General features: G+C 68.4%; 14 protein-coding genes. 6 read left to right on the top strand and 8 right to left on the bottom strand.

Annotated elements, in window-relative coordinates; genetic code table 11:
* Window positions 1-155 precede the first annotated feature (155 nt).
* On the bottom strand, window positions 156-2978 hold the full coding sequence (locus AC1Q5A_RS00005; protein ID WP_492696985.1) for a S8 family serine peptidase: 2823 nt from the start codon (window positions 2976-2978) through the stop codon (window positions 156-158).
* Window positions 2979-3199: 221 nt separating this feature from the next.
* Between AC1Q5A_RS00005 and AC1Q5A_RS00010 the strand changes: the two genes are divergently transcribed.
* From AC1Q5A_RS00010 to AC1Q5A_RS00020, 3 genes are all read left to right on the top strand, one after another.
* Window positions 3200-4384, top strand: a complete 1185-nt coding sequence (locus AC1Q5A_RS00010; RefSeq protein WP_492696987.1) for a thiolase family protein — start codon at window positions 3200-3202, stop codon at window positions 4382-4384.
* Between the two features lie 162 nt (window positions 4385-4546).
* Window positions 4547-4918 carry a hypothetical protein gene (locus AC1Q5A_RS00015; RefSeq protein ID WP_492696989.1) on the top strand — a complete coding sequence of 124 codons (372 nt, stop codon included), beginning with the start codon at window positions 4547-4549 and terminating at the stop codon, window positions 4916-4918.
* A gap of 153 nt (window positions 4919-5071) precedes the next feature.
* Entirely contained in the window at window positions 5072-6679 is a 1608-nt protein-coding gene (locus tag AC1Q5A_RS00020; RefSeq protein WP_492696990.1) for a carboxyl transferase domain-containing protein, read from the top strand.
* A 1-nt stretch (window position 6680) separates the two neighbouring features.
* Here the strand turns inward: AC1Q5A_RS00020 and AC1Q5A_RS00025 are convergent, their stop codons facing one another.
* The 6 genes from AC1Q5A_RS00025 to AC1Q5A_RS00050 form a co-directional block, all read right to left on the bottom strand.
* Window positions 6681-7481, bottom strand: a complete 801-nt coding sequence (locus AC1Q5A_RS00025) for an FTR1 family iron permease (protein ID WP_492696992.1) — start codon at window positions 7479-7481, stop codon at window positions 6681-6683.
* Between the two features lie 4 nt (window positions 7482-7485).
* Window positions 7486-7809 (bottom strand): cupredoxin domain-containing protein, encoded by a 324-nt coding sequence (locus AC1Q5A_RS00030; RefSeq protein WP_492696994.1) that lies wholly within the window; start codon window positions 7807-7809, stop codon window positions 7486-7488.
* 101 nt (window positions 7810-7910) lie between these two features.
* On the bottom strand, window positions 7911-8990 hold the full coding sequence (gene cgtA, locus AC1Q5A_RS00035) for an Obg family GTPase CgtA (protein ID WP_492696996.1): 1080 nt from the start codon (window positions 8988-8990) through the stop codon (window positions 7911-7913).
* Between the two features lie 173 nt (window positions 8991-9163).
* Window positions 9164-9421, bottom strand: coding sequence for a 50S ribosomal protein L27 (gene rpmA, locus AC1Q5A_RS00040; RefSeq protein WP_068095676.1), 258 nt, complete (start codon window positions 9419-9421; stop codon window positions 9164-9166).
* A gap of 19 nt (window positions 9422-9440) precedes the next feature.
* Entirely contained in the window at window positions 9441-9755 is a 315-nt protein-coding gene (gene rplU, locus AC1Q5A_RS00045; RefSeq protein ID WP_492696998.1) for a 50S ribosomal protein L21, read from the bottom strand.
* Window positions 9756-9865: 110 nt separating this feature from the next.
* On the bottom strand, window positions 9866-10495 hold the full coding sequence (locus tag AC1Q5A_RS00050; RefSeq protein WP_492697000.1) for a DUF2059 domain-containing protein: 630 nt from the start codon (window positions 10493-10495) through the stop codon (window positions 9866-9868).
* 149 nt (window positions 10496-10644) lie between these two features.
* On the opposite strand from AC1Q5A_RS00050, the gene uvrA reads away from it, so the two are divergent.
* Window positions 10645-13584 (top strand): excinuclease ABC subunit UvrA, encoded by a 2940-nt coding sequence (gene uvrA, locus AC1Q5A_RS00055; protein ID WP_492697002.1) that lies wholly within the window; start codon window positions 10645-10647, stop codon window positions 13582-13584.
* Window positions 13581-14024 carry an acyl-CoA thioesterase gene (locus tag AC1Q5A_RS00060; protein ID WP_492697004.1) on the top strand — a complete coding sequence of 148 codons (444 nt, stop codon included), beginning with the start codon at window positions 13581-13583 and terminating at the stop codon, window positions 14022-14024. Before uvrA ends, AC1Q5A_RS00060 begins: the two co-directional genes overlap by 4 nt.
* Before the next feature lie 13 nt (window positions 14025-14037).
* Here the strand turns inward: AC1Q5A_RS00060 and AC1Q5A_RS00065 are convergent, their stop codons facing one another.
* Window positions 14038-14538 carry a GNAT family N-acetyltransferase gene (locus AC1Q5A_RS00065; protein ID WP_492697006.1) on the bottom strand — a complete coding sequence of 167 codons (501 nt, stop codon included), beginning with the start codon at window positions 14536-14538 and terminating at the stop codon, window positions 14038-14040.
* Window positions 14539-14680: 142 nt separating this feature from the next.
* On the opposite strand from AC1Q5A_RS00065, the gene AC1Q5A_RS00070 reads away from it, so the two are divergent.
* Entirely contained in the window at window positions 14681-16141 is a 1461-nt protein-coding gene (locus AC1Q5A_RS00070; RefSeq protein WP_492697008.1) for a DUF4139 domain-containing protein, read from the top strand.
* Window positions 16142-16155: the final 14 nt, after the last annotated feature.

The following is a 16155-nucleotide window of genomic DNA, read 5'->3' on the forward strand; positions in this document are numbered from 1 at the left end:
CATACATAAATGCAGCCCGTGCTTTCTTGCCCACGCAGCGGTTGACACCAGGGGCGAGTCCATACATAGGGCGGGCAGTGCCCGCCGCACTCGCAGCACCGAACCAGAGCCGGCGGGCGGTGCCCGCCCTACGCAGCGGGCACCTGCAATAACGATCAGAACGACCAGCTGAAGCTCGCCGTGGCCATCTGTGCCTGCTGGCGCTGGCCTGCGTAGCGGTCGTAGCCGATCTGCAGGCTGGCGCGCGGGGTCATCCGCCAGTCCAGCGTGGCGCCGACCACGCCGCCACGGCGCGACAGCCCGATGCCGCCGAGCGGCGCGTACTGGTTGATGCCGCTGAAGCTGGCCTCGAACACCTCGCCGCGCAGGCCGAACGACTGCTGCCACAGCGCCCGCGTCTGCAGGCTGAGGGTTCCGCCACCGGCCAGCGTCCATTCGCGCGAGGTGCGCAGGCCCGCGCCGGCCTGCCAGCGCGACACGTTCTGCACGCCTGACTTCAGGCCGAAACCGCCGGCCCCCAGCTCATCGAAGCCGTCGTGCCGCAGCTGTGCGTACTGCAGGTCCACGTACGGCGTGAGCTCGGTGCGACCCAGCGCCAGCCGGTAGCCGCTTTCGCCATGGGCCACGCCGTAACGCCCGCGGCTGTCGCTGCCGACGCCGGCCAGCTGGTTGCCCAGTTGCAGCTGGCGATGCATGTTCTCGCGGTAATCGCCGAACCCGAGGCGGCCCATCGCGTACCACGAGCCGTGGATCACGCCGCCATACAGCATGCCCTCCAGCGCGTGGCTGTAGCCGTGGTCCGCGCTGGCGCCGAGCCGGCCGAGGCTGCGGCTCTGGACCAGCGCGTAGCCGGCAATGCCGTCGCCGCCGATGCGCCGGTCCGCGCCGACCATGGTGCCGCTGAGGTCGTAGCCGACGTCGCTGTAGCCGCTGCGCGACAGGTCGCCATGGTAGCCGATGCCCTGCGCCCAGCCACCGGGCTGCGGCGTGTCGAGCAGATGCCCGAAGCGGTCGGACAGCGCGCGCGTGCCGGCGTCGATCGCCTCGAACGTCATCGCCGCGCTCGCCGCATGCAGCTGGCCGGACAGGCTTTCGAGCGAGCGGCTCAAGGCGGCGACGCTGGTCGACTGCTGCAGGCTGGCGGCGCCCTCGATGAAGCCGGCACCGACCGGAGCAGCGGTGCCCGACGGCCCGCTTGGCGCGAGCTGGGTGTTGATCAGCCCGAATGCACCCTGCACACGCTGCGCGGCGCCAAGCGAGGCGGCGGTGTACGCCATGCCCTGGACCGCGGTGACCTGCACCTGCTGCACGTTGAGCCAGGCGTTGCTGGCGTCATAGCCGAGCGATGCCGTCAGCAGGACATTGGAGGCCGTGTTCAACGCGCTGAAGGTGCCGCTCAGGCCACCGCCGGCACTGAGCACATTGGTGTGCGAACTGACCACATAGCCCGGGTTCGCGCCGGTCACGAACAGGTCGCCGCCGCCCAGGCTGGCCTTGCCGGCGACATTCAGCGCCGAACCCAGCGACACCGCCAGCCGGCCGTTGCCCTGCTGCGTGTAGTTGCCGCCCACCGTGACGTTGCTGCCGCCGACGCCGAGCACGCCGGCATTGATCACGCTGCCGCCGATGGCCTGGGTACCACTCAGCGTGGCGCCGGCACTGATGCTTGCGCTGGCGGCCAGCGACTTCGCGGTCAATGTGCCGCCCTGCACCTGGGTCATGCCGGTGTAGCTCGACGGCTGTGTCAGGTTGAGCGTGCCGGAGCCCTGCTTGATCAGGCCGCCGGCACCGGAGATCGGGTTGTTCCAGCTGGAGCTGCCGCTGAAGCTGACCGTGACGTCGCCCCAGTTGAATTGCATGGGCCCGTTGACCGCCCTGCCGACATCCAGCTCGCCGTAGCCGAAGGTCGGGTTCGGTTGCGAACCGCCAAGCGGGTCGGCGGTGCCCAGCAGGGTCTGCCGCACCAGGTCGTTGCTGAAATACGGATAGGCTTGCCACACCAGCGCCGCCGCGCCCGACACCTGTGGCGCGGCGAACGAGGTGCCCTCCACGATGTAATAGCTCGGGCTGGTGGTCGTGGCGCTGGTGCTCTTGTCCAGCACGATCACGTCGCCTGGCGCGGCCAGGCAATAGTTCATCGCGATGCCGCAGCGGTTGGAATAGCCTTCCAGCTGGGTCGGGTTGTTGCTGTTGACGGCAACCGCGACCAGCCAGCCTTTCTCCAGTTCCGGCGCCAGGCTGGGCAGCGCCGCTATGCTGCTGGGGTTGGCCTTCGAATCGTTGCCGGCCGCGAACACGACCAGGCCGCGATGCTGCAGCACGAACGGATCATAGGCAGCGCCGAACGCCTGGTTGATCGAGGCGTTGGTGGTGTCCCAGTAGATGCCGCCCCAGGAATTGTTCATCACCTGCACGCCGGCGCTGATCAGGGCGGGGTTGAGGGTCTGCCCGAAGAACGTCGCGTCGGCAGCCGTGACCGGGTTGCCGTTGCCCGAGCCGTCGTCCTTGGGTGCGACGTCGCTGATGATGCGCGCCGACACCAGGCCGGCACCGGGCGCGATGCCGCCGGGGAACTTCGCAAACGGCTGGCCGGCGGCGATTCCCGCCACCCAGGTGCCGTGGCCGGCCACGTCGTCGATCGAAGTGTTGTTGGTGGTCGGGTCGACGTAGATCAGCTCCTGCAGCACCCGCCCTGCCACCGTGGGATTGCTGCGCATGATGCCGCTGTCGACCACGCCGATCACCACGCCGGCGCCGGTGTAACCCTGGGCGTGCGCGGCGTAGGTGTTGGTGAGCGCGAGCTGGGCGTCCAGCGGGGGCTGGGGAGTCGTGGGCGGCGGCGGTGGTGCCGCGGGCGCAGCCGGGGGCGGCGTGGGCTTGCTGCCGCCGCCACCGCCGCAGGCGCTCAGGCCCAGCGCCATGGCTACCAGCCACGCCAGCTCGCAGCGTCGCCAACCCGGATCGAACGTATTCGTCATGCTCCCACCACCCTCTTCTCCTTGCCTCGCCGGCGCGGCCACTGCGCGGTTACTGCTACCCGCCGTCATCTTGGCACAACGAAATCCCAATGAAACCGCTCGCAAGTTGCTACACGGCAAGGATATTGCCGCGGTTTGCCGAGCTTCGCGGCGGGCTGCGATAATTCAGGGGTTTCCTGCCAGGCGCTCGCGCCCCTCAAGTCTTGCAAGCGGAGTTATCCATGTCGGATGTCAGTGTCGTCATCGTCGGTGCCAAGCGCACCGCCATCGGCTCCTTCCTCGGCCAGTTCACCGGCGTGCCCACCCCGAAGCTCGGTGCCACCGCGATTCGCGCGGTGCTGGAGCAATCGGGCGTGGCTCCCGCCGACGTCAGCGAGGTGATCATGGGCTGCGTGTTGCCCGCCAACCTGGGCCAGGCGCCGGCGCGCCAGGCCTCGCTCGGCGCCGGCCTGCCGGCCAGCACCGGCTGCACCACGATCAACAAGGTGTGCGGCTCGGGCATGAAGGCGATCATGCTGGGCCATGACCTGATCAGGGCAGGCTCGGCAGATGTCGTGGTCGCCGGCGGCATGGAGTCGATGACCAACGCCCCGCACATGGTGCAGGCGCGCACCGGCATCCGCTACGGCGACGGCCAGCTGGTCGACCACATGGCCTGGGACGGCCTGACCAACCCCTACGACGGCAAGTCGATGGGCGTGTTCGGCGAAATGTGCGCCGACAAGTACCACTTCACCCGCGAGGCGCAGGACGCGTTCGCGATCGAGTCGGTCAAGCGCGCCCAGGCGGCGCAGCAGAACGGCGCCTTCGCCGGCGAGATCGTCCCGGTCACGGTGAGCGGCCGCAAGGGCGACGTGGTGGTCGATACCGACGAGCAGCCCGGCCGCTCCGACATCGCCAAGGTTCCCTCGCTGAAGCCGGCCTTCCGCAAGGAGAACGGCACGATCACCGCGGCCAGCTCGTCCAGCATCTCCGACGGCGCCGCCGCGGTGGTGCTGCTGTCGGCCGACGACGCCGGCAAGCGCGGCCTGAAGCCGCTGGCGCGGATCGTGGCGCACGCCACCCATTCGCAGGAGCCGGAATGGTTCACCACCGCACCGGTCGGCGCGATCCAGAAGGTGCTGGACAAGGCCGGCTGGAAGGTGGCCGACGTCGACCTGTTCGAGATCAACGAGGCGTTCGCGGTGGTGGCGATGGCGCCGATGAAGGAGCTCGGCATCCCGCACGACAAGCTCAACGTCAACGGCGGCGCCTGCGCACTCGGCCACCCGATCGGCGCCAGCGGTGCGCGCCTGGTGGTGACTCTGCTCAACGCCCTCAAGACACGAGGCCTCAAGCGCGGCGTGGCCTCCCTGTGCATCGGCGGAGGCGAGGCGACGGCGATCGCGGTGGAGCGCATCGACTAATGCTCACGGCACCAGCATGACCGGCGCATGATATCCAGATGACGGCTGGATAAATCAGTTTCCAATGCGCCCTGAAACCTCGTCATAAAGATGTGGCGCAATTTCCGCGAAAGCGCTATTAATACACGGCCAAACGGCATTCCACGGCAAAGGAGATCCACCATGAAGTTTACGCGTACCCTACTCGCCGCCGCGCTCGTCGCGCTGTTGGCGGCATGCAGCAACGGCGCGCAGGATTCCGCGCAAGACGCACAGAAGTCGGCTGACACCGCCCAGCAGGCGGCCGATACCGCACAGAAGGCTGCGGCGGAAGCCCCGGCTCCGGCTCCGGCCGCTGCTCCGGCTTCGACCGCTGCCGCTCCGGCGGCTGCCCCGGCCTCGACCGCCGCAGCTCCGGCTGCTGCTCCGGCCTCCACCGCTGCCGCTCCGGCCGCCGTCGACGCCGCCGCCAAGGCCGCCGACGCTGCCAAGCAGGCTGCCGGTGCCGCCAAGGACGCAGCTGACAAAGCCAAGGACGCCATGAAGGGTCATTGATCCCTTGCTGGTTTCCAGAAAAACGGCCGCCTCGTGCGGCCGTTTTTTTTCGCCCATGATTCGCCGTTCCGTCCGCCGATTTTGGCCACCGGGCAACGCCCGCTATCATCCGTGACTCGGCCTTGATGGCAGCCTATCCGTGAGCCCGCATCCATGAGCGTCATTGCATCGCAGATCGATCCGCGTTCCGCCGAATTCCAGGCCGGCAGCCGCCAGTTGCGCGCCGTGGTGGACGATCTGCAGCGCGAACTGGCACGTAGCGCGGAGGGCGGCGGCGCGAAGGCCCGCGAGAAGCACGTCGCCCGCGGCAAGCTGCTGCCGCGCGACCGCATCCGCGCCCTGCTCGATCCAGGCTCGCCATTCCTCGAGCTGTCGCCGCTGGCCGCCCACGGCATGTACGACGATGCCGCGCCCGCCGCCGGCCTGATCACCGGCATCGGCCGGGTCAACGGCATCGAGGTGGTGGTGGTCGCCAACGACGCCACGGTCAAGGGCGGCACCTACTTCCCGATGACGGTGAAAAAGCATCTGCGCGCGCAGGAAGTGGCGCTGGAAAACCGCCTGCCCTGCATCTACCTGGTCGACTCCGGCGGTGCCTTCCTGCCGCTGCAGGACGAGGTGTTCCCGGACAAGGAACACTTCGGCCGGATCTTCTACAACCAGGCGCGGATGTCCTCGCTCAACATCCCGCAGATCGCGGTGGTGATGGGCTCGTGCACCGCCGGGGGCGCCTACGTGCCGGCGATGAGCGACGAGACGATCATCGTGCGCGAACAGGGCACGATCTTCCTCGGCGGCCCGCCGCTGGTGAAGGCCGCCACCGGCGAGGTGGTCGATGCCGAGACGCTGGGCGGCGCGGACGTGCACACGTCGATCTCCGGTGTGGCCGACCACTTTGCCGAGAACGACGCGCATGCGCTGGCAATCGCGCGCGACATCGTGGCCAGCCTCAACCGGAAGAAGGACATGCCGCTGGCGCTGCGCGCGCCGGTCGAGCCGAAATACCCGGCCGAGGAACTCTACGGCGTGATCCCGCAGGATACCCGTCGCCCGTTCGACATCCGCGAGGTGATCGCGCGCATCGTCGACGGCTCCGAGTTCCATGAGTTCAAGGCGCGCTACGGCAAGACCCTGGTCTGCGGCTTCGCGCACATCCACGGCTATCCGGTGGGCATCGTCGCCAACAACGGCATCCTGTTCGCCGAGAGCGCACTGAAGGGCGCGCATTTCATCGAGCTGTGCAACCAGCGCAACGTGCCGCTGGTGTTCCTGCAGAACATCACCGGCTTCATGGTCGGCAAGAAGTACGAGCAGGCGGGCATCGCCAAGGACGGCGCGAAAATGGTCACCGCCGTGGCCTGTTCGCACGTGCCCAAGTTCACCGTGGTGATCGGCGGCAGCTTCGGCGCCGGCAACTATGCGATGTGCGGCCGCGCCTACGGCGCCCGCTTCCTGTGGATGTGGCCGAACGCGCGCATCTCGGTGATGGGCGGCGAACAGGCCGCCAGCGTGCTCGCCACGGTCAAGCGAGACGGCATCGAGGCCGCCGGCAAATCATGGAGCACGGAGGACGAGGAAGCTTTCAAGGCGCCGATCCGCGAGCAGTACGAGCGCCAGGGCCACCCCTGGTACGCCAGCGCGCGGCTGTGGGACGACGGCATCATCGACCCGGCCGACACTCGCCGCGTGCTCGGCCTGGCGATCTCCGCCTCGCTCAACGCACCGATCGAACCGCAGCGCTACGGCGTGTTCCGCATGTAGTTCAGCGCGCCCGGCCGGTGCCCCACCGCGCGCCGGCCCACAGCGCCAGCAGGGTCAGCGCGTAGAACACCATCTGCATGCCGGCAGGCTGCGCGTCGTAGCCGACCAGGACGTGCGCCGTCTGGCCCAGCAACGAGCGGTTGCCGAGCAGCCACGAGCTGTCCCACAACTGGTTGCCCCATGCCGGCAGCAGGTCGGCCTGGATCAGGTAGCGCGCGGCCGTCGAGGCCAGCCCCGCGGCTAACAGCACCAGCATGGCGTTGGTGACGCCGAAGAAGTGCCGCATCGGAATGCGCAACAGGCCCGCGTACAGCGCGAAGCCGAGCGCCGCACCGGCCACCACGCCGATCGCCAGGCCCGCCCACAGGTGTTCCGCGCCGCCGGCGCGCATGCCGTACAGGAACAGCACCACCTCCGAGCCCTCGCGCAGCACCGCCAGCGCCACCACCGCCAGCAGCAGTCCCAGCGAGCTGGCGCCGCTGTGCACCGCGCTGCCCAGCTCGCGCATCTGCCGGTTCAGTTCGCGGCCGTGGCTGGACATCCACAGCACGTGCCAGCCGATCATCAGCACCGCGGCCAGCAGCACGGCGGCATTGAACAGTTCCTGCCCGGCGCCGCTGAAGGCCGCAGCCAGCAGGTCGGCCGACAGCGCCACCAGCATCGCGCCGCAGACCCCCAGCGCGATGCCGCCGCCCACGAACCAGCCGCGCCGCGACACGCCGCGGGTAGCCGCGGCCACCACGCTGACGATCAGCGCCGCCTCCAGTACTTCCCGGAACACCAGCAAGGCCACCGCCCACATATACCTACTCCACGATCAACATGCCCTGCGCCGTGGGCTGATGGAAATCACCGTAAAAGCGGTAGCGCCCCGGCTTGAACGGGCCGATTGACAGGCTGGTCGAACTGTTCGGCATAACGATCTTCTCGGCCGGGAAGTCATCGCTCTCGAACTCCTCCGGCGAGGGATCCCGATTGACCAGTTCCAGCTTGATCCGGATTCCCGCGGGCACGCGCAGCTCGCTGGGCTGGTAGCGATGATCCTTCAGGGTCAAGGTGTAGCTGGGTGCATCGGCCGCGCTGGCCAGCAACGGCAACAGCATGGCGAGGGCAAGCAGCACGCGTTTCATGGGTCGATCCGGCATCTCGTTGATGAATAATAGTCATTCTCATATGAAGAAGGCAAGCCGCCCCGCCGGCGGCAATGGCCTGCCGGCGCCGGGATAACCGGCTAGTCCTGCGGTTGCTCGCCGCGCAGGCGCACATCGTTTGGTGGCATGCCGGTGCGCTCCACGCCGGCCTCGCGCTGCGACTCGAAGAAACGCTGCACCTGCTGGCACACGGCCATGGTGCCCTCGCGCGCGATCGCCGAAACGAGGAACCACGGCCGGGTCCAGCCCAGCTCGGCGATGACCTTCTCCGCCACCGCCTGGCGCTCGTCCGCGGCCAGCATGTCGGCCTTGTTCAGCACCAGCCAGCGCGGGCGCTCCAGCAGTTCCGGGTTGAACTTCTCCAGCTCCTGCTCGATCGCGCGCACCTGGCCGGCCACGTCGGAGCCGTCGATCGGCGCGATGTCGACAATGTGCAGCAGCAGGCTGGTGCGCGCCACATGGCGCAGGAACTGGATGCCCAGCCCGGCGCCTTCGGAGGCACCCTCGATCAGACCGGGGATATCGGCGATCACGAAACTCTGGTCGGTGCCCAGACTGACCACGCCCAGGTTCGGATGCAGCGTGGTGAACGGGTAATCCGCCACCCGCGGCGTTGCCGCCGACACCGCGCGGATGAAGGTGGACTTGCCCGCGTTGGGGAAGCCGAGCAGGCCGACGTCGGCCAGCAGGCGCAACTCCAGCTTCAGCTCACGCACGTCGCCCGGCGTGCCCGGCGTGGCCTTGCGCGGTGCCCGGTTCACCGAGCTCTTGAAGTGGATGTTGCCCAGGCCGCCCTTGCCGCCCTGCGCCACCAGCATGCGCTGGCCGTGGGCGGTGAGGTCGCCGATCACCTCGTCGGTATCGACGTTGGTGACCATCGTCCCCACCGGCACCCGGATCGTGGTGTCCTCGCCGCCCTTGCCGTACATCTGGCTGCCCATGCCGTTCTCGCCGCGCTGCGCCTTGAAGCTGCGCTGGTGGCGGAAGTCGATCAGGGTATTGAGGCCCTCGTCGGCCACCAGCCAGACCGAGCCGCCGAAGCCGCCGTCGCCGCCGTCGGGACCACCGAAGGGAATGAACTTCTCGCGGCGGAAGCTGATGCAGCCATTGCCGCCGTCACCGGCCTGGACACGGATTTGGGCTTCGTCGACGAATTTCATGGGAGAGCCGAATTTGGAATTGGGAATGCGGGATGCGGAAAAGCGGGCGCGCGGGCGGTTCAGGGCGATACGGTAACAGGCCGGCGCGATGCTGCCCCGGCGAATCCCGAATCCGGCCTGCAAAAACAAAAGCCCCGCCGAAGCGGGGCCTTCGCTGCCGCATCGCGGAAGGCTTATGCCTGCACGACGCTGACGAAACGGCGGTTCTTGGCGCCGCCGACCTTGAACTCGACCTTGCCGTCGACCAGCGCGAACAGCGTGTGGTCACGGCCGAGGCCCACGCCGGTGCCCGGATGGAACTGGGTGCCGCGCTGGCGCACGATGATGTTACCGGCTTCGATGGCCTGGCCACCGTAGACCTTGACGCCGAGGTACTTCGGGTTCGAATCGCGACCGTTGCGGCTGGAACCTACGCCTTTTTTATGTGCCATGACTCAATGCTCCAGTTGCTCAGGCGTTGATGCCCGTGATCTCGATTTCGGTGAAATGCTGCCGATGGCCCTGCTGACGCTTGTAGTGCTTGCGGCGGCGGAACTTGATGATGCGGACCTTGTCGGCGCGGCCGTGCTTGCGGACGGTGGCGCTGACGGTGGCACCCGCGACGACCGGCGCACCGACGGTGACCGACTCGCCGGAACCGACCAGCAGCACCTGGTCGAAGTTCACGGTGGCGCCTTCATCGGCGGTCAACAGCTCCACGCGCAGCACGTCGCCCTGCTGCACACGGTACTGCTTGCCACCGGTCTTGATGACTGCATAACTCATGGAAATGCCCTTCTGTCGTTATTCTCTTGGGTGTTTCGCCCCGAACCGGCCGGAACGAACGCGAGAGTATAGCGAGGCCAGGGGCCGCTGGTCAATTCCTGACCAGTCGGCTAGGACTGGGCCGGCGCCGCGGACTTTGCCGGAGCCGGCGCCGCCGCCGGCTTGGACTTGGGCTTGGCCGCCGGCTTGTGATGGTGCACGGGCTTGTGCCGGACGTGCTTCTTCACCGGCCGAGTCGCCGGCTTGGCCTCGCCTTCGTCGGCAGCCTCCGGCGCGGCCGGGCAGCGGCCCTGCGCGTCGAGGCTGCCCTTCTTCTCCAGCTCCTGCAGCATCGTGCGGGTGCGCTCCTGCCCCCACTGCTGGCCCACCTGGGTCGCCTCGGCCATGGCCGCGGGCATCTCGGTCAGCACCTTCTGGCCCAGCGGCGAGCGGTAGAACTTGAGCAGCCCGTCGATTTCCTCGCCGCTGAAATGGCGCTGGAACACCGGGACCATGCGCTGTACCACGGCGGTGGCGCCGTCGCCGTCGACGAACCCCTGCCAGTATTCCGCCGGCACGCAGGGAAGCTTCTGCCGCATCTGCGCGGCCATCTGCGTGTTCATCTGGCCGAGCGTCTGCTCCACCCGCATCACCTTGAACAGGTCGCGCACCTGCTGCTCGCTGGGCGCCACGACGGCCGCGGCCGACCCGCAGAAAACGAGCAGCCACAACAGGGCGCCGATCCGGATCCAGCTACGCATGGGCGGTGATCTCCGACTGAGCGGCCTCGCGGCCGGGAAACCATGCATTAGGCCATACGCCGTCGCCAACCGGAACTTTCCGGCTGAAGCGGCAATAACTGACCTGCCCAGGTTGGTATAGTGCACATTCCCCCCCATATCCGGCGTCCATGGACACCATTCGCATCCGCGGCGCACGCACGCACAACCTCAAGAACATCGACCTCGACCTGCCCCGCGACCAGTTGATCGTGATCACCGGCCTGTCCGGCTCCGGCAAATCCTCGCTGGCGTTCGACACCATCTACGCCGAGGGCCAGCGCCGCTACGTGGAATCGCTGTCGTCCTACGCGCGACAGTTCCTGTCGATGATGGAGAAGCCCGACGTCGACCACATCGAAGGCCTCTCGCCGGCGATCTCGATCGAGCAGAAATCCACCTCGCACAACCCGCGCTCCACCGTCGGCACGATCACCGAGGTGTACGACTACCTGCGCCTGCTGTACGCCCGCGTCGGCACGCCGCGCTGCCCGGACCACGGCATCCCGCTGGAGGCGCAGACGGTAAGCCAGATGGTCGATGCCATGCTCGCGCTCGACCCCGAGAAACGCTACATGCTGCTCGCCCCGGTGATCCGCGAGCGCAAGGGCGAGCACGTGCAGGTGTTCGAGCAATTGCGCGCGCAGGGCTTCGTGCGGGCCCGCGTCGACGGCACCGTGTTCGACCTCGACGCGGTGCCGCCGCTGGGGTTGCGCATCAAGCACACCATCGAGGCGGTGATCGACCGCTTCCGTCCGCGCGAGGACATCAAGCAGCGCCTGGCCGAATCGTTCGAGACGGCATTGCGGCTGGGCGATGGCCTGGTGATCGTCGCCAACATGGATGCCCCGGACGCGCCCGAACAGATGTTGTCCTCGCGCTATTCCTGCCCGGTCTGCGACTACTCGCTGCCGGAACTGGAGCCGCGGCTGTTTTCGTTCAACTCGCCGGTGGGCGCCTGCCCCACCTGCGACGGCCTGGGCGTGACCCAGGTATTCGACCCGGCGCGCGTGGTCGGCCACCCGGAGCTGTCGCTGGCCAGCGGCGCGGTGCGCGGCTGGGACCGGCGCAACGCGCACTACTTCCAGCTGATCCTCTCGCTGGCCGCGCACTACGGCTTCGACGTGGACACGCCGTGGAACAAGCTCCCTGCGGACGTCCAGAAGGCCGTCCTGTACGGCAGCGGCAAGGACCGGATCGCGTTCCGCTACATCACCGAGCGGGGCGGCAAGGTCACCCGGGAGCACGCGTTCGAGGGCATCCTGCCCAACCTGGAACGGCGCTACAAGGAAACCGAATCCGCCGCAGTGCGCGAGGAGCTGGCCAAGTACATCAGCGACCAGCCCTGCCCTGCCTGCGAAGGCCAGCGGCTGAACCGCTCGGCGCGCAACGTGTTCGTCGCCGACCACGCATTGCCTGCACTGACCCACCGCTCGATCGACGACGCGCTGGCATTCTTCGAGGAACTGAAGCTCACCGGCTGGCGCGGCGAGATCGCGGTGAAGATCGTCAAGGAGATCCGCGAACGGCTGAGCTTCCTCAACGACGTGGGCCTGAACTACCTCACCCTGGACCGCCAGGCCGACTCGCTCTCCGGCGGCGAGGCGCAGCGCATCCGCCTCGCCTCGCAGATCGGCGCCGGCCTGGTCGGCGTGATGTACGTGCTGGACGAACCCTCGATCGGCCTGCACCAGCGCGACAACGAGCGCCTGCTGGGCACGCTGACCCGCCTGCGCGACCTCGGCAACACGGTGATCGTGGTCGAGCACGACGAGGACGCGATCCGCATGGCCGACCACGTGCTCGACATCGGCCCCGGAGCCGGCGTGCACGGCGGCGAGGTCGTGGCGCAGGGCACGGTGCAGGACATGCTCGACTCGCCGCGCTCGGTCACCGGCCAGTTCCTCTCCGGCACGCGCGCGATCGAAGTGCCGAAGGAACGCCGCCAGCCGATCGACGGCGATTCCTGGCTGCAGCTGAAGGGCGCCAGCGGCAACAACCTCATGCACGTCGACCTGGCGATTCCGGCCGGGCTGTTCACCTGCGTCACCGGCGTCTCCGGCTCGGGCAAGTCGACCCTGGTCAACGACACCCTGTTCCGGCTCGCCGCCGCCGAACTCAACGGCGCCGGCACGCAAGCAGCTCCGTACCAGTCGGTGCAGGGCCTGCAGCTGTTCGACAAGGTGGTCGACATCGACCAGTCGCCGATCGGCCGCACGCCGCGCTCCAATCCCGCCACCTACACCGGCCTGTTCACCCCGCTGCGCGAGATGTTCGCGCAGGTGCCGGAAGCGCGCTCGCGCGGCTACACGCCCGGCCGCTTCAGCTTCAACGTGCGCGGCGGCCGCTGCGAGGCATGCGAAGGCGATGGCATGCTCAAGGTGGAGATGCACTTCCTACCCGATGTGTACGTGCCCTGCGACGTCTGCCACGGCAAGCGCTACAACCGCGAGACGCTGGAGGTCCTGTACAAGGGCCACACCATCGCCGACGTGCTCGACATGACGGTGGAGGACGCGCTGAAGCTGTTCGAGAACGTGCCGACCATCGCGCGCAAGCTCGACACGCTGCGTGCCGTGGGCCTCGATTACATCAAGCTTGGGCAGAGCGCGACCACGCTGTCCGGCGGCGAGGCGCAGCGCGTGAAGCTGTCCAAGGAGCTGTCCAAGCGCGACACCGGCAACACCTTGTACATCCTCGACGAGCCCACCACCGGCTTGCACTTCCACGACATCGAGCAGTTGCTCGACGTGCTGCACCAGCTGGTCGACCAGGGCAACACCGTGGTGGTGATCGAGCACAACCTGGATGTGATCAAGACTGCCGACTGGGTCGTCGACCTCGGCCCCGAGGGCGGTGCTGGCGGTGGCCGCATCCTGGTTGCCGGTACGCCAGAGACCGTGGCCGCCACTGCCGAATCGCACACCGGCCATTTCCTCGCACCGCACCTGAAACCGGCCAAGCCGAAACAGCCCGGCGCCGCCAAGCGCATCAAGGCTGCCACCAAACACATCGCCTCGGCCGACAAGTACAAGCCGATGCGCGGAAGCGGAAAGAAGAAATCCTCATGAGCGCCCACTCATCCGGCACCGCCGAAACCAGGACCGGCACGTCAGACGCGCCGCTGTTCGTCGCCTCGCTCGGCGTGCGCTGGCGCGACCTCGACGCGTTCAACCACGTCAACAATTCCAACTACCTCACCTACCTGGAAGAGGCGCGGCTGCAGTGGCTGAGCCACGTGCCCGGGCCGTGGTTCGACGAGCACGCGATGCCGGTGATGGCCGCCAGCCAGGTCAACTACCGCCGCCCCATCGCCTGGCCCGCGCAATTGCAGGTGCAGCTGTTCTGCGAGCGCACGGGCAACAGCTCGATGACGATCGCGCACCGCGTGATCGATGCCGAACACCCCGACCAGCTGTACTGCGACGGCCACGTGGTGATGGTGTGGATGGACCCGGCCAGCGGCAAGCCGGTGCCCTTGCCGGAGGCGATCCGCAACGCCGTCGGATAAACCGCCCACGCTGCTAGGAGCCGCCCATCTCTAGTTCCAGCGCCATGTACCAGGTACCCGGCACCGGGTTGTCGTAATACGGCGCCACCGGACGAAAACCCAGTGCGACGTAGAGCTGCCGGGCGGTCTGCATCGAGGCCAGAGTGTCCAGCAGCACGCGCGCATAGCCGGCCCGGGCGGCCCACGCGATCACCGCTTCGGCGAGCCGCCGCCCCAGCGCCTGCCCACGCGCCGCCGGCCTGACGTAGAGACGCTTGATCCCGCACACGCCCGGCTCAGGCCAGGGCCGCAGCGCCACGCAGCCGAGCGCAGTCCCCGCGCCGTCGCGCGCGACCAGGATCACGCCCCGCGGCGGCGCGTACTTGCCGGGCAGTTGCGCCAGTTCCGCGCCCACATCCTGGAACGAAAGATCGATGCCGAGGCTGTCGATGTACTCCGCGAACAAGCCGCGCACGACCTCGATGTCGTCCGGCAGGCGGACGGGCGCGATGGCGATCGTCGAGGATGCAGACATGTTCGGTCGCCCGCAGGAAACGGCCGCATCACGATAGCGAACCCATGCCGGCATCGCCACGCAGGCGGTGATGCCATCGGTGCACGGCATGCAGGTGCCGTCGCTATGATGGCGGTCCGGTCCCCACGATGGAATGCGCCTGATGACGACAGCACATCGCCCCGCCCTTGCCCTCGCCTGCCTCGCCACCCTCGCCGGCGCATCGGCGGCACGGGCCGCCGACACCACGGCGCTCACCCTGTACCGCAGCGACAGCCCGGCGCTGTACGCCAGCAGCAACAACGGCGCCAGCGTGGGGGACGGCTATGCCGTGGTGCGCGAACAGCGCGTGCTGGATCTCGCTGCCGGCACGCACGACGTGGTGGTCGGTGACCTGCCGGACTCGCTCGACGCCGAGGCATTGGCGCTGGGCTTCCCCGACGGCGGGGCGAAGGTGCTGTCGCAGAGCCTGCTGCTGGCGCAAGGCGCGAACTCCGCGCTGACTGGCCTGCTCGGACGCGAGGTGGCCGTGCTCGGCGGCAATGGCGAGTCGCTGGCCAGCGGCAGCCTGCTGCGCGCGGGCGACGCCCTGCTGGTGCGCGACGCCTCCGGCCGCAGCACCCTGGTTACGCACTATGCCGCCGTCCGCGCCACCGGCGCGGACTTCCCCAGCGGCTCCAGCCTGCGATTGCGCGTGGATGCCACCCGCGCCGGCCCGATCCGCGCCGTGCTCAGCTACCCCACCACCGGCCTCGGCTGGCGCGCCGCGTACGTGGCCACGCTGCTGCCCGGCGCGGCCTGCCGCATGCAGTTCGAGTCGCGCGCCAGCATCGCCAACCGCAGCGGCCGCGACTGGCACGATGCACAGCTCACCCTGATCGCCGGCCAGCCGAACATGGCCAAGGCCTCGGCACCGCGACCGATGGTATCGATGGCGCGCGGCTTCAGCGTGAAGGCCGAAGCCATGCCGCAGCAGGACAGCCTCGGCGACTACCGCAGCTACACCCTGCCCGGCGCCGTCGAACTGCCCGACGGCAGCGTCAGCCAGGTGCCGCTGTACGCCACGCGCACGCTGGACTGCACACGCACCGCGCTGTTCGAGAACGGCAACAGCTACCTGCCACCACGGCCGATCCTGGAACGCGACTACAACCTCGGCAGCAACAGCACCATCCTCAGCACGCTGAAGCTGAAGGCGTTCGACAGCCTGCCGGCCGGCTACCTGCGCGTGCTCACCGCCGACAGGAACGGCACGCCGCAATTCATCGGCGAAGGCCGCATCGACGACACCCCGAAAGGCAGCGACGCCACCATCACCCTGGGCACCGCCTTCGACCTGCGCGCGACGCGCGAGCGCACCGCCTTCCACGTCGACAAGGCCGGCCACGCGCTGGACGAGACGTTCCGCATCACCATCGGCAATGCCGGCGACAGCTCGCGCACGGTGACTGTGCGCGAGCATCCCGGCCGCTGGCGGCAGTGGACCCTGGTCTCCTCCAGCAGCAAGCCGAGCGAACAGGCGCCGGACATGCTGGAATTCCGCGTCGAAGTGCCGGCCAACGGCAAGGCCGTGCTGGACTATGCGGTGCGCTACAGCTGGACCGCCGACGAACAACCACAGTAATCCCGACCGGAGTT

The sequence above is a fragment of the Rhodanobacter sp. GW835-FHT13D09 genome, from assembly GCF_058793995.1.

Excerpts from the sequence above, each read along its gene's own strand:
- AC1Q5A_RS00005 (WP_492696985.1), bottom strand. The coding sequence starts at position 2,978 with ATGACGAATACGTTCGATCCGGGTTGGCGACGCTGCGAGCTGGCGTGG.
- AC1Q5A_RS00050 (WP_492697000.1), bottom strand. The coding sequence starts at position 10,495 with ATGCGTAGCTGGATCCGGATCGGCGCCCTGTTGTGGCTGCTCGTTTTC.
- AC1Q5A_RS00020 (WP_492696990.1), top strand. The coding sequence starts at position 5,072 with ATGAGCGTCATTGCATCGCAGATCGATCCGCGTTCCGCCGAATTCCAG.
- rplU (WP_492696998.1), bottom strand. The coding sequence starts at position 9,755 with ATGAGTTATGCAGTCATCAAGACCGGTGGCAAGCAGTACCGTGTGCAG.
- AC1Q5A_RS00010 (WP_492696987.1), top strand. The coding sequence starts at position 3,200 with ATGTCGGATGTCAGTGTCGTCATCGTCGGTGCCAAGCGCACCGCCATC.
- AC1Q5A_RS00065 (WP_492697006.1), bottom strand. The coding sequence starts at position 14,538 with ATGTCTGCATCCTCGACGATCGCCATCGCGCCCGTCCGCCTGCCGGAC.
- cgtA (WP_492696996.1), bottom strand. The coding sequence starts at position 8,990 with ATGAAATTCGTCGACGAAGCCCAAATCCGTGTCCAGGCCGGTGACGGC.
- AC1Q5A_RS00015 (WP_492696989.1), top strand. The coding sequence starts at position 4,547 with ATGAAGTTTACGCGTACCCTACTCGCCGCCGCGCTCGTCGCGCTGTTG.
- rpmA (WP_068095676.1), bottom strand. The coding sequence starts at position 9,421 with ATGGCACATAAAAAAGGCGTAGGTTCCAGCCGCAACGGTCGCGATTCG.
- uvrA (WP_492697002.1), top strand. The coding sequence starts at position 10,645 with ATGGACACCATTCGCATCCGCGGCGCACGCACGCACAACCTCAAGAAC.
- AC1Q5A_RS00070 (WP_492697008.1), top strand. The coding sequence starts at position 14,681 with ATGACGACAGCACATCGCCCCGCCCTTGCCCTCGCCTGCCTCGCCACC.
- AC1Q5A_RS00060 (WP_492697004.1), top strand. The coding sequence starts at position 13,581 with ATGAGCGCCCACTCATCCGGCACCGCCGAAACCAGGACCGGCACGTCA.
- AC1Q5A_RS00030 (WP_492696994.1), bottom strand. The coding sequence starts at position 7,809 with ATGAAACGCGTGCTGCTTGCCCTCGCCATGCTGTTGCCGTTGCTGGCC.
- AC1Q5A_RS00025 (WP_492696992.1), bottom strand. The coding sequence starts at position 7,481 with ATGTGGGCGGTGGCCTTGCTGGTGTTCCGGGAAGTACTGGAGGCGGCG.